General features: G+C 44.9%; 10 protein-coding genes and 1 pseudogene. 4 read left to right on the top strand and 7 right to left on the bottom strand.

The features are described 5' to 3' along the window. Positions 1 to 307: 307 nt before the first annotated feature. The 7 genes from QUB52_RS11840 to QUB52_RS11810 form a co-directional block, all read right to left on the bottom strand. The gene (locus QUB52_RS11840; RefSeq protein WP_332973056.1) at positions 308 to 2,875 is read right to left on the bottom strand and encodes a single-stranded-DNA-specific exonuclease RecJ; all 2,568 of its coding nucleotides are present in this window, start codon (positions 2,873 to 2,875) and stop codon (positions 308 to 310) included. Positions 2,876 to 2,998: 123 nt separating this feature from the next. Then, entirely contained in the window at positions 2,999 to 3,814 is an 816-nt protein-coding gene (locus tag QUB52_RS11835) for a PD-(D/E)XK nuclease family protein (protein WP_332973055.1), read from the bottom strand. 169 nt (positions 3,815 to 3,983) lie between these two features. Continuing rightward, positions 3,984 to 4,631 (bottom strand): Uma2 family endonuclease, encoded by a 648-nt coding sequence (locus QUB52_RS11830; protein WP_332973054.1) that lies wholly within the window; start codon positions 4,629 to 4,631, stop codon positions 3,984 to 3,986. Positions 4,632 to 4,708: 77 nt separating this feature from the next. Further along, positions 4,709 to 5,377 (bottom strand): Uma2 family endonuclease, encoded by a 669-nt coding sequence (locus QUB52_RS11825; protein WP_332973053.1) that lies wholly within the window; start codon positions 5,375 to 5,377, stop codon positions 4,709 to 4,711. 326 nt (positions 5,378 to 5,703) lie between these two features. Beyond that, positions 5,704 to 5,841 carry a hypothetical protein gene (locus QUB52_RS11820; RefSeq protein ID WP_332973052.1) on the bottom strand — a complete coding sequence of 46 codons (138 nt, stop codon included), beginning with the start codon at positions 5,839 to 5,841 and terminating at the stop codon, positions 5,704 to 5,706. A 103-nt stretch (positions 5,842 to 5,944) separates the two neighbouring features. Further along, complete coding sequence (locus QUB52_RS11815) at positions 5,945 to 6,529, bottom strand: PAP/fibrillin family protein (protein ID WP_332969807.1); 585 nt, start codon at positions 6,527 to 6,529, stop codon at positions 5,945 to 5,947. Positions 6,530 to 6,831: 302 nt separating this feature from the next. After that, complete coding sequence (locus QUB52_RS11810) at positions 6,832 to 8,511, bottom strand: glycosyltransferase family 4 protein (RefSeq protein ID WP_332969808.1); 1,680 nt, start codon at positions 8,509 to 8,511, stop codon at positions 6,832 to 6,834. Between the two features lie 393 nt (positions 8,512 to 8,904). On the opposite strand from QUB52_RS11810, the gene QUB52_RS11805 reads away from it, so the two are divergent. From QUB52_RS11805 to QUB52_RS11790, 4 genes and pseudogenes are all read left to right on the top strand, one after another. Further along, a complete protein-coding gene (locus tag QUB52_RS11805; protein ID WP_265240088.1) occupies positions 8,905 to 9,144 on the top strand; it encodes a DUF3134 domain-containing protein in 240 nt (79 codons plus the stop codon). A 254-nt stretch (positions 9,145 to 9,398) separates the two neighbouring features. Continuing rightward, positions 9,399 to 10,514: a phospho-N-acetylmuramoyl-pentapeptide-transferase gene (gene mraY, locus QUB52_RS11800; protein WP_265240087.1), complete on the top strand. Its 1,116-nt coding sequence runs from the start codon at positions 9,399 to 9,401 to the stop codon at positions 10,512 to 10,514. Positions 10,515 to 10,870: 356 nt separating this feature from the next. Then, positions 10,871 to 11,866, top strand: coding sequence for a glycosyltransferase (locus QUB52_RS11795; RefSeq protein WP_332973051.1), 996 nt, complete (start codon positions 10,871 to 10,873; stop codon positions 11,864 to 11,866). A gap of 363 nt (positions 11,867 to 12,229) precedes the next feature. Then, positions 12,230 to 13,243, top strand: a pseudogene (locus QUB52_RS11790) (proton-conducting transporter transmembrane domain-containing protein); the annotation flags it as partial. Positions 13,244 to 13,319 lie beyond the last annotated feature (76 nt).

Raw genomic sequence — 13,319 nt, 5'->3', positions numbered from 1 at the left:
GGGCGTGACTCGCAACGGATAACTCCCATTGCCATATACCTTATTTTATCGATGAATTGAGAACTAAGATATTTCTTACAACTGAGATGTTGCGTCCCTGTCAGGAATTAGCCCTGCGAGGGAGAGAGGGAGAGGGGGAGAATGGAGAATGGGAGAATGAGAATAGAGGATTGAAATATACAATTTAAATCCAGTAAAGTTTGAAAGCCTTCTCCATCTAAGATTTCGCGTGTTCGCCTGACAAAAAAGTTATTTGATGAGTGGAACAGGCATCTTGCCTGTTTTTCATCATTGTGGCAGATATCAATTAAAAGGGATTTTCTGTATAATCTTCTTGAAAAATGGTCTCTCGCGCGATCGACACAATGGTAGAAATGGGTACTTCACAAAAATATTTCCTGCGGAATTGTTCTTCAGAGACTGCTGCTAGGAATTGCGCTGCATAACGGGCGGCGATGGGGGAATTTTGCTCTGAGAATTGGGTTGAGGGGCTAGAGAATAAGGTTTTGGAGATATGATCTCCGATTTCTCTGGTTTCGGGTTGTCTGGTGATGTGAAAAGCTCGATCGCGATAATTGACTTTGAAACCGAGATGTTTTAATGTGGTAAACCCTAGTTGCAGGGAAGTGTCGCTGATGGCGAGTTTTTGGCGGAGTTGCTGTCTGGTGACGGGTTTGTTGGTGCGGCTGAGGTATTTGGCGATGCCGATTAGCTGTTGGCAGATTTGCTGCGGGGCTACGAATGGCGGTAATGTATAGGCGATCGCCAGTTTTTGTTGCTTCTGCTGTGCTTGCCGAAACCAGACGCGCAATTCGTCCCAGCTTGCGGGGCATTCTTTAAGGATAATTGAGTTTTCGCGATCGAGCATTCCTGAATTGTCAGCTAGATTGTCCGCTGAAATTTGAGATTCCAAGTTTGTGCTAACCGCTAACAACTCTTGATCATTATTTCTATTACGCCAGTCTAAGATCCAATCTATTTTAGTTGGGGAATTAATTTTGCCCTCTTCCGTGCGGGAATGCACTGATATCAACCGCACTTCATAGTCCGATGTATAAGTATTAAAATCGAGTTCAACAGTGGCATCGCACCGCCCTTCGGGAACTTCGTCTCGATAGTGTCCCCACCAAATGCCTGAAAATCCTTGATCGCTAGATTCATCCCAAATTTCAAAAGAAGTTTTGATATACTTTACTTCTTTTCCTTGTGAATCTTTAATATTCCTATTGTAGATATTCTTAAACCAGCAGTTTTCAATCAGCAATTTAGGTGCGGGGTTGCCCATTCCACAGGGTTCGAGCAATTTTAACTCTTGAAATAACTGTTTGCCTAATTCGGCGACAGTAATTTTTAAGTCGGCTTGAACAGGGGCGGCTGTTAAACTATCTATGCTGTATTGTTGTCGCAGTTGCTGATTTACAGCATCGGTAAATAAAGGAATATTTTCAACAGGGAGACTCAATCCGGCGGCGAAGGGATGACCGCCGAATCTATCCAATAAATGTGCTTGATCTTTGACTAATTTATAAAGGTCGATTTGATTTGCTGAACGGGCAGAACCGCGGGCGATTTTAGATTTGGGATTTGGAATTTTAGATTGGGAAAGTTTTTGCGAATCGGGGTTGAAAGAATCGATAAGCTGAGTGTCAGGAAGACTTTCTTTGATTTCTTCGCTACCTTCTGTGCAGAATAAAATTACCGGGCGGCCGTATTCTTGGGCGATTTGTCCCGCAACTAATCCTAATACTCCTACGGGCCATTGTGGGTCACTGAGGACAATCACGCTGGTGGTTGAGATGTCGAGTTTAGCTAATTTTTGGGCTGCATCTTTAGCCACATCTTTTTGCAAAGATTTGCGTCTGGTGTTGGCAATTTCGGTTAAATTTGCTAGTTCTTCGCAGCGTTTTTTGTCGCGGCTGGTGAGGAGTTCTACGCAGAAGCTGGCGTCGCCTTGGATGCGGCTGACGGCGTTGATTCGGGGGCCGAGGCCGAAGGAAATGTCGGTTGGGCGATCGCCCGCTCGTTTGCATAGTTCGAGTAATTTAGCAACTCCCGGACGAGTGGGATTTGCAATTTGTTTTTGCAGTTGTTCGATGCCGAGTTGTGCTAAGTAGCGACAGTCTCCTGTAAGTTGGACTAAATCGGCAATTAAGCCGATCGCCACTAACTCCAATAAATCCGTAAGCGGGCGCTGCGGAATATCCGGCAATGTGTGATATAGTGCTTCGATTAATTTGTAAGCTACCGCAACGCCCGACAAGTTAAACAGTTGGTGGTTGGGATCAAAGTAGCGGGGATTGATGATTGCTGTCGCTGGCGGGCGATCGTCTGGTAATGTATGATGATCAGTGATAATTGTATCGATGTTTAATCTAGTGGCATATTCGATTTCGGCGATGTTTGTACTGCCTGTATCACAAGTAATAATTAAGCTAATTCCAGATTTTGCTAATGCATCTATTCCTGAAATATTAAGTCCGTGAGATTCAGTTAATCGGTTAGGAATGTAATAAGTTAATTGGTCATTTTGAGCAAAAAACTCTCCCAATCCATCCCACAGAACAGAGGTTGAGGTAATGCCATCAGCATCAAAGTCTCCCCAAATTGCGATTTTTTCGTTATTGTTTCTTGCTTGCTGAATTCGTGTCATCGCCCAATTCATTTCTAGTCCGAATTCAAAGGGACTTGCTGGCTGGTAAAGTTTGGGATTTAAGAAACCTGGTATTTCTTCGGGGTTTTGAATTCCTCTATACCAGAGAAGTGCAGCCGCATAGTTTCCCGGAAGTTCTGGCGCGTGATTTCTGACAGCTTGGATTAGCCAATCTGGGGGTTGGGGTAAGGGTTGATTTTGCCAGTTTTGAAGTAATTCTGTCATAGGTTATTTCATAAATTCCTGTAGGGGCGGGTTCACCAACAATCTTTAATTCAAATCGACAATATCTATAAACCCGCCCCCACCCAGCGACGATCCAAAGAGTTTGGATAGTAAAATTTTTAGTTAAATAGATATTTCATCGATTATAGCAAGATTTGGCAGCCAATTTACGGGAGTTTCTATGGAAATATTTAGTGAGGAAGCTTTGCTGTCTTGGGTGCGGTTACAGCGAGTGGCGAATTGACAGGAATCGCAGAGATTGGAACTAATTTGTACTTGGGGGAAGAATTCGCCGCCTTCGGAATAAGGCTGTCGCCAGTCGGTTAGATGCTGCAATATTTGGCTTAAATCTTGTTTTGTGCGATCGTGTTCTGTTTGGTTGTAAGAAAATGTAAGTTTTTGCGGCGGTTCTTCTCCTTGTAATTGTACGAAACAGTATGTCATAGAAACTTGTTCGGGGGAATAGTCGCTGGTTTCTACTAAAACATATAAATAGAGGCGAGTTTGCCAACTTTCGGCTATCCATTTAGATTTTTGAGGGCGCGGATAGGTTTTCCAGTCGAGAATTTGGGCTGTGTTTGGTTCGGCGATTAATAAGTCGTAGATCACGGTGAATAGGTAGTCTTGAAAAATTAGGATGCGCGGGTGTTCGGCTTGGCGGAAAATGCGATCGCTATTTTCGGAATTCGTGAAAAGTTCGGGGGCAGTGTTGATCAATGCTGCCACACAGCGTCCTAATTCTGGGTCTTGTTGGGTGATGAATTCAATGGGGAGTCCGAGTTCTCGCTGCTGCATCAATAGGTGAAAGTGGCTGCCCCATGTGAGTTTTTCTTTGTGCTCTGGGGAGGCGGTGGTGGCCAGTAGTTCTAGGTAGCTATGCTGGAATTTGCGGGGGCATTCTTCGAGAATTTTGAGTTGGGTTTGGGATAGTCGGAGCATTTTTTTTGTGTGATGTTGTTGGTTTTTTGGTAAAGTTTTGTTGTGCAAATTATGAAAAGTTGTGCAAATTATGAAAAGCATAGGAGTCGGCGGTTGAAACCGCGACTATACAAACAAAGTCCGCCTTCGCGGACTGAAGAGTAAACATGAACGAGCAATTCCCTACGGATTATAGCGATCGCAATACCTCTTCAAACTCTCGCAGCGCCACACTAGAACCAATCTGCCAAGCGCGATCGCAATATTGAGGAATTAAGGTTTTAAGATCGTAACCGGGAAACCACCGACTCGTTTGAGACTCACGGTACTGCTGCGACTCGAATTGATAGATCGATAATTGACTTTGACGGTAAACCCATAGTTCCAAAGGTGCGATCGCTTGATAATCATCTGGTTTTGTCGTGCAAATCAGATCAATTTCAATCCCTAAATCTGGGGGTGGATCTGTTTCTAAATCAATGCGCTCTTTTCCTAATATTTGCTCCCGATTGTCGATATAAAAACAGTAATCTGGTTCGATTCCCTGTTGGTTAATCCGCTTCAACGTAATTGGCGTAAAAGATTGCCAATCTCTGCATTCATGTCGCAGCAAAGCTTTGACCAAATCTGCCAGTATATCTGCATTCTTACCATGTTTGGGCAATGGTGACATAATTCTAATTTCTTGGGTTTTGCTGCTGTAGCGAATTCTCAATCCAGCCTTATCCCCTCGACGAGCTAGCAATGCCTCGTAATCTTGCCAAGTTCTAAATCGCAGAATGAGTTCGTCTCCTGCTGCGAGGGAAATTGTATCTTCAGTAATTGTGGGTAATACCATATTTTAATTCCCTGCAAAGATGGCTTCTTCCTAATCATAGCAAAGTTAGAGTTAAAATTCGCACTTTCCCCACCTACCTACAAATACCCAATTTGTTGAGCAAACCACATCGCCGCCGTGCCATTTCCTTCAACCAAAAGCTTCAAAGTCTCGGACAGCAAAGCAATTGGTAATCCCTCAAGTGCTACCGAAAAATCACATTCCTGATACTTTCCATTCTCGATCAATCGAAATGCCAATACTCTCACACCCTTAATATCTATTACCCAATACTCAGGAATTCCTAATGCAGCATACAAGCGCTTTTTTTCATCCAAATCGCTCGTCAAAGTAGTATCAGAAATCTCCCCCACTAAATCGGGAACTCGCCATTGATTGAGATTAATTCGGCGCGGTTCTCCTTTTTGCCACTGCGGGAAATCTCCGCCGATGTATAAAACTTTATCTGGTGCACCTGAACCCACTTGAGGTTTCTCAATTACACAACCGCTGAGAGAATCAAAAGTTTGTCCTATTTTGGTGGTAAACCACACAAAAAATATGATAGTAAATAGATCGTTAAATCTGGCGTGTTGAGGCCCTTCATTACCCATATTTATCCAAATATATCCTTCATGAAAAAAAATCCTGGCTTCTGCTAAAGACGGATTTTCGCAAGCCACTACATAATCTTCCCACGTTGCGGCTTGCCATTGTGGAATTTTGCCCGCTTCAGGAAGGATGAATTTTGCAGTTGTCACAGTCATAATTCACCAACAAATTGAGGATAGTTTTATACTAGCTTATCTGATTTTAGCTAAACAATGAAAACCCGTAGAGCCTAGTTTTGAGTTTGTAGTTGAATCTCAAATTAATATAGCTTTCCAATTTGAGAGGGGCGATTTCTGTTCGGGATAGCTTTGCCGCCTGTGGGGAAAGCCTCTACTTTTAGAGGGGCGATCGCGGGGGGAAAGCCGCTATTTTTAGTCTGGTTGCAAGTCAAAGACTACCAGCAGCGAAGCTTGAGGCATGAGTTGAGAGACACAGCAAGTGGCCGTCAGCATCCGATCGACATCGCATCTTGCAGCAGGCATCAAGTAGTCGCCCCAGTATCCACTAGCACATTTTTGATGGTAATTGAACGTATTTGCTCAGCCATAATCGCACCATCTTCACAGCGAATTTGATCGGCATGATTCGCGATTGTCAGCGTTGTAGTAATTTTACCCATTGTTTCTCAGATTGTTGATGTCATGATTGTATCCCTCCCTGGATAATCTTAGTTTGCTTGCAACTTTTTCGTAAAAAATCGCACTTAATCAAACATCACAAAATCACTCTTTTGTCAACACAAAAACACTTCCTTCATTCCCGCGCCCGATTCGCAAATCGCCATCCAAATAAGTAATATCCAGCCATCCCTGCTGTTCGCGAGTATCCAGCTTGAAATCTACAGCAGCAAACTTTTTACCTGACTCAATCTCATCGATATATTTTGCCGGAGATTCATAGCCTATCAACCTTGTTAAACCCAAAATCGATCGCTCAAATTTTACCTGCACTCGCCGTTCTGAGGTCGCCTCAAATCTCGCAGCTACGCTGACAATTCCTTCCAAATAAGGCAATCCGTAAACTTCGGCAATGTTATAAATTTTTGATTCTTTGACGCGGATGGATTGATAAATTTGACCCAGTTTTAACAGCGGAAAACTGTCAATATTCAGCAGGGCGCGGCTGCTGGTGTACAATAACCGCCAATCGCCATCTAAAAGCTCTGCGGCTTCGACGGGGCGAGACGTGGGGTTGTAATCTTCCAATTGGGCGATCGCACTTAAGATCGCCTGTTTGTCGGTTGCAGTGGCTAGCAAACCGCGATTCTTACCAGCAATTATCTCTAATAGTCCTGATTTTTTAAGCATAGTTTTTTAAGAGTCAGTAGTCAGTAGTCAGTAGTCAGTAGTCATTAGTCATTAGTCATTAGTTAGTAGTCCATGACTTATGCACAGCGACTAAATAAATCGTTTTTTTGCCCACGTTTATGATTGGGCTTTTGTGGGCCCAGCGCGTACCCTAAATTTACTCTAATCTTCAGTCCGCGGAGGCGGACATCGTTTGTATAGTCGCGGTTTCAACCGCCGAGTATTATTGGATTTAGTATGAACAATGCTCGATTACTCATTCTAAATTACTGTCAACTGTCAACTGTCAACTGTCAACTGAATTACCCATTACCAATAACTAAGATACCAAATTTCACAAGATAGAGCATCGTCCGATATAGGTATGCTGATTCTCGCTCATTTGTGGCGTAACACCTGAGAAGTTCCGCCGCGCTGACAGCACCCTGTTGCTTAATTTTATCCAGCATCTCTATCTGAATTTTAACAGGTATTCTTCTGTCTTGACCAAAACTGGTAAACCAAATTGTTTGCAACTCTCTCAAAAGTTCTGGTGTGGCGATCGCACCCAGACTCAGCATCATATCATTGGTTAAAGTTCTAGTCGCATAATGACCCAACACCCGAAACGGATCGTCGCCCAGCGGATAAGGCGGTTTTCCGGCTTTTACAGGTGCTGACTCTGGTGCAGAACCACGAATTTCTGCTAATTCCCGCCACAACTGTTCGTAAGCTGCAATTACGACTTTCCAATCATAAATCTTCCTCGCCCTTTGTCTCGCATTTTCCCCCATGCGCTTTCTCAATTCCGGGTTGTCAATTAATTGGCACAAAGCGCGGGTGCAGGCATCAATATCAACGGCTGTGGCGAGGGAAGTGTGACCCATGTAAGTCGGCCAATTTAAGCTACCGTCGTGATAATTTAGCGCTAAATCTAAACAAGCTTCCGGCGGCGGGATGAGTGTGGGAATGCGGAAACCGTCGATTTCGTGGCGTACTGATTCTTTGTATCCATTCCAATCTGAAACTATGGCTGGTAGTCCGTTTGCCATTGCTTCAATTGGCGTTAGTCCGAAGGTTTCTTGAATGTTGTCGGAAAGCGAAATAAAAATGTCAGCAGCCGACCAAATATTAACTCTAATTTCTAGATTTCTGCCGTCTAGAAAAATAGCATTTACGGACGGACAAAATATTTGGGCGCTATTTTTAAAGTCGGGTTCTTCTCTCGGATCTTCGATCCAACCGGCTTGAATTAAGTGGATTTTCGCCTTTGTCTGCTGGGCGGCGCGTTCCAGGGCGATGTACATTGGTACCGGATGGGCTTTGGCAGAAAACGTCAATCGGCCGACAAATAACACGACTATATCGCCGGGAGAAATGCCGAGTTCTTGCCGTTGCCGATCGCCCACCTCGACTGCTTCTGCACCCTGCGGAAACGCGCTGCAATCCACTCCTAGGGGAATAACGGGCAATTTGACCAAAATTTCCGGTTTACCGCCGTTGCGCTGCGCTAAATACTCAGACCACTCGGTCATAACTCCTTCTACGGCTGTTTTCACGGCGTTAGATGTGCAGATTAGGGCGTCCCAAGGCTGAACTGGTGCAGTGATCAAATTGCCGATCGATTCCATGACATACTTAGTTGCGATCGTGTGGGTAACACCGCAAACGCTGTAAGCCCGCTGATCGACAAATCTGCGCCCCCAAACCAGATCTGCCAGGGCGGGATCGGGTCGATAGACTGTACCTGGTTGAGATAGCAAATCTGGTCGATCCGTCGAAATCCAGCGGACTTTCCGCGGTTGTTGCAGCCAAGGTTGGATGCGCGAACAAAACTCCTTAAAAGTTGCTTCGCTGTCTGCGCAACAGTAGAGAGAGTCAGCGGTTCCGTGTTGGACTAAGCTTTTGAGAAATCCTTCTCCGGCTGAATGACGCCCTAGAAGTTTTTTCCCTCCGGTGTCGTAACCCTCTTTGTTGTATAAAACCGCCGCCGTTGTATCCATTCTGAGATTTATTGTTTGAGAGTTGGCTGAAGAAGAAGAAGGTAGAGCGTATTCGCTATCAGGCTTTGACGCACAGCCAGGAGACTGTTTTGGCTCAACCGCTGGCTGGCCCGGTGTCCCGTGATACTTTAAAAGACGATCGTCTCAGATTACAATACTTACGGCTAAAGAGGGATTGGCAAGATCGGATTTTAATGTTATCCTTAGGCCCATGATTGGGGCATCGCCCGAATCAGTAAGCCATCCTATCCGATCCGGAACCAAAGAGTGTCTGTGGTATAATTCCTTAGCTCTGCTAAATGCCGGATTTGCAAGTGTTCTATCGAAGGAGCAGTCAGTCGGCACAACATTAGTTCTACTCGATCGCATCTTTGTCTTTAGAAACCGAGAATCATGTATAACCCATCTCTGCGCCAAATTCCTCGTCACTTGCCTGCGGATGTAATTCCATTAAAGCAGCAATCTTCTCTTTTAGACTGGTTGGAATCTAACAATCGCCTCTTAGCAAGGGATGTCCAAGAACCCGACTATCTGCACGAAGAAGAAATTTCTGAATTAATGGCAGTTGACGACAGTCCTTATGATGATTTAGAAGAAGAAGCAGAAGATGATGCAGGTGCAGGGGACGAATAACTCGTCAAATAGTCAGTCGATTTGAAATTTTAGATTCACTTGCAACATTAAATCCGGGAAACCGAAATTGAGTCTAAAAATTGGGGAAAATCGACCACTAATGAAGTCTAGGGCTTGTACCAGTTTTTTGCGGGTCAAGGAATCAATCGGAAACAGGGAAGAAAAACTAACAAATTTCGCCATCTCCTGTATCGCACCCTATTCCCCAATTATCAATTGCTTATTCTCCAATGGTGTGTGTGTTGAGGAGTGTTATGGATAACTTTTTGGATGAGAAAATCCCTTTTACTATGCCTTTCAAGCTTACGGGCAGGAATTTATTCCTCCTGCTGAGTTTAGGGCTCTGTATTGCAGCGATCGGTTTAGATGTATCAGCAGGTAGATTTTTGAATTCGCCTGCATCGCTATTTCTGCCAATAGCTGTTTGTGCTTTAGTTGCATCGGGTTTGGGCTATATAGTCGTGCCTTTACTCCAGGAACTAAAAGCAGGACAAATAATTCGCGAAGACGGCCCCCAAGCCCACTTGAAAAAAGCTGGAACTCCAACAATGGGCGGAGTTTTTTTTGTGCCTGCGGGAGTCGCAGTCGCTTTACTCTGGTCTAGATTTAACTCAGATGTTGTTGCTGTATCGGCTTTAACTTTAGCTTACGGTTTCATCGGCTGGATTGACGACTGGCAAATCCTCCGCCGCAAGTCGAATAAAGGTATTTCACCTCGGATGAAATTGGCTTTGCAAGTAGGTTTTGCAGCTATATTTTGTTTGTGGCTGATTTTACACAATCCAAGTATTTCTACGAACATTGCTTTGCCTTTCGGTTGGGTATTACCTTTGGGTTTTATGTTTTGGCCGCTGGCGGGTTTTGTGTTAGTTGCTGAAAGCAATGCTACTAATCTTACCGACGGTGTTGACGGGTTGATGGGAGGCTTGGGGGCGATCGCACTTTTGGGATTAGGCGCATCTGTAGCCTCAACTTCGCCAGAATTAATGATTTTTTGCGCCTGCATTAGCGGCAGTTGTCTCGGCTTCTTAACTCACAACCGCAATCCAGCGCGAGTGTTTATGGGCGATACAGGTGCTTTGGCTTTGGGCGGTGCTTTGGGTGCGGTAGCTTTATTAACAAATAGCCTTTGGATATTATTAATAATCAGTGGGATTTTCTTGATTGAAACGGTGTCAGTAATTGCTCAAGTAGGTTATTACAAAGCTACAAAAGGCCCTGATGGCATCGGCAAGCGTCTGTTAAGAATGGCTCCACTTCACCATCATCTAGAACTCTGCGGCTGGTTGGAAACTCAGGTGGTTGGTATCTTTTATTTAACTAACGGGGTGTTAGTGTTGATGATTCTGATGTTGACTGGTAACAGTTAAAACCGGATTATTAATAAACTTGACAGCATATGTAGCTGATGTTTTCTACCATGTTAAAAAACAAATAAGATGCCCGTTCCACAAGAACTCAATGCAGTTGTGGAACGGGCATCTTGCCCGTTTTAGACTCAAAAAACAGGCAAGATGCCTGTTCCACAACAACTTCAGACTCCAAAAAACAGGCAAGATGCCTGTTCCACAAAAATTCAAGGTAATACCAATTCTGAAAAATAGGTTTATACATGGATTGTACGCGAGCATCTGTAGAGAGACGGCATTGCCGTGTCCGATTTGCGGAGGTTTTTCGTAGTAGTGACTTTAGTTCTGATTGACTCAAAAATCAGTAGAGAGGATTAATGAACAATGAGCAGTTTTTACCGATTGTTTCGGTGGTGATACCTGTTTATAATGGCGAGATGGATTTGCCGGAGTTAATCGAGTGTCTGCGATCGCAAACTTACCCGCCACACAGTGTAGAATATCTCTTAGTAGACAACAAAAGTCGCGATCGCACTTCCACCATCCTTCAAGCAGCAGCATCTAACCCCCCCTCAGTCCCCCCCTTGCTAAGGGGGGGAAGTAAGAAGGGAAGTAATAATCAAATCACCATTCGCAATCTCAGCGAAAATAAGATTCAAAGTTCCTACGCCGCCCGCAATCAAGGGATTCGCGCCTCAAAAGGCGAAATCATCGCCTTTACCGATGCAGACTGTCGCCCCGAAACTCAATGGTTGGAAAATTTAGTTAAACCATTCGCTGACTTAGAAATAGGAATTACCTGCGGTGAAATCCTCGCCCTTCCCGGTAACACTGTCTTAGAAAAACACGCAGCCCGCGACAATACTTTATCTCAAAAACATACTCTCGCTCACCCTTTTTGTCCCTACGGTCAAACGGCAAACTTAGCTGTACGCAGGCAGATTTTAGCACGAGTCGGTTTATTTCGCCCGTACCTTACGAGTGGTGGCGATGCGGATTTGTGCTGGCGGATTTTGCGGGAAACATCCTATAAAATGTATTTTGCCGAAAATGCGATCGCCCGACACCGCCACCGCAGTACACTGAAACAGTTGCACAGTCAATGGTATCGCTACGGCGAGTCGAATCAATATTTGCACGAACTCCACGGCGTCGATTTGATGCGAGAATTCACAACAGGAGAATATTTGTATCGGCTGGCTAGGTGGTTGTTAAAGGAATTACCGATTGCTGCGGCTAAAATTATGATCTGCAAACTCGATCTGGTAGATTTGTTACATACACCGATCGGTCTTTTGAATGTGAGAGCAAGGGCGATCGGACAGCGACAAGCCACACTGCCTTTAGCAGCACGGGACATTGAGCAGCTTTAATCCTTAGAACCAGACAGGGGGGTATAAACCGCGCCTGTACAGGCTTGTACCCACTAGAAAGCGGGTTGAAGACCTCTGTTGTCCTCTTGGGTATGCAGAGGCAAACATCGTTTGTGTAAACCAGGTTTCAACCGCCGTCTGAATCTTGGCATCATATAAGTAGAGTTTATCTGTATATAAGTATGCTGAATCAGCGAATATGAAAATTTCAGGCAATCCTTAATATAAAATTAATAAGTCTATTTTGAAGCTCCCGGTTTCAAAAGGACAGGAAACTCGCAGTCACCCCAAAAAATCTTTACTTCTGACGATCGAGATTATTCTCAGATTGTTAAATTTTTGTAACAATTACAGGTAATGCCAATGGCTCAAATCCTACTCCAGACCGTTTGGTTTATACCTTGCTATCCACTCATCGGCGCATTTCTCTCGATACTGTGGTTCCCAGCAATAACTCGCCGCACGGGGCCTAGACCCTCCGGTTACGTCAACGCCATCTTAACTTTCTTCGCTTTCGCCCACGGCGTCATCGCCCTCACAGCAATCTGGAACCAACCGGCGCAACACCAGTTCATTCCCTGGCTGAACGTAGCAGGTTTAGACTTAACCATTCCTTTAGACATCTCTGCTGTCACCGTCGGGGCGACAGTTTTGATCACCGGACTAAACCTTCTGGCGCAGATTTATTCAATCGGTTACATGGAAATGGACTGGGGCTGGGCGAGGTTCTTTTCCCTGATGGGGCTGTTTGAAGCGGGGATGTGTGGCTTGGTTTTGTCCAACTCTCTGTTTTTCAGCTACATGATTCTGGAAGTCCTGACTCTGGGAACTTACCTGCTAATCGGGCTGTGGTTCAATCAGTCTTTGGTGGTGACAGGAGCCCGCGATGCTTTCTTGACTAAGCGCGTGGGAGACTTATTTCTGTTGATGGGAGTAGTCGCAATTCTGCCGCTGGCGGGAACTTGGAATTTTGACGAGTTGGCAGTTTGGGCTAAGACTGCAAACATCGACCCCACAGTGGCGACGCTGTTGAGTTTAACTTTGATTGCCGGCCCGATGGGCAAATGCGCTCAGTTTCCCCTGCACCTGTGGCTGGATGAGGCGATGGAAGGCCCCTTGCCGGCAACGATTTTGCGAAACACGGTAGTTGTGGAAACCGGCGCTTGGATTTTGATTAAATTGCAGCCGGTCATCGCTTTGTCGCCCGTGGGGCTGAAGACAACTATTATTGTAGGCGCTGCAACGGCGGTGGGTGCTTCCTTAATTGCGATCGCCCAAATCGACATCAAGCGCACGCTATCCTATATAGTTAGCTCTTACATGGGCTTGGTATTTATCGCAGTCGGTACCGGACAAACCCAAACAGCTTTGACATTAGACCTCCTGCGAAAATATCAAATGCTCGCCTGTTGTAATGATAAATACAGGTCATAATTGTAAATTCCTGCAATTA

It is taken from the genome of Microcoleus sp. A6-C6 (genome assembly GCF_036705955.1).
Taxonomy (GTDB): domain Bacteria; phylum Cyanobacteriota; class Cyanobacteriia; order Cyanobacteriales; family Microcoleaceae; genus Microcoleus.
The sequence above is the reverse complement of the archived record's forward strand: the minus strand, read 5'-3'. Positions and strand labels throughout refer to the sequence as shown.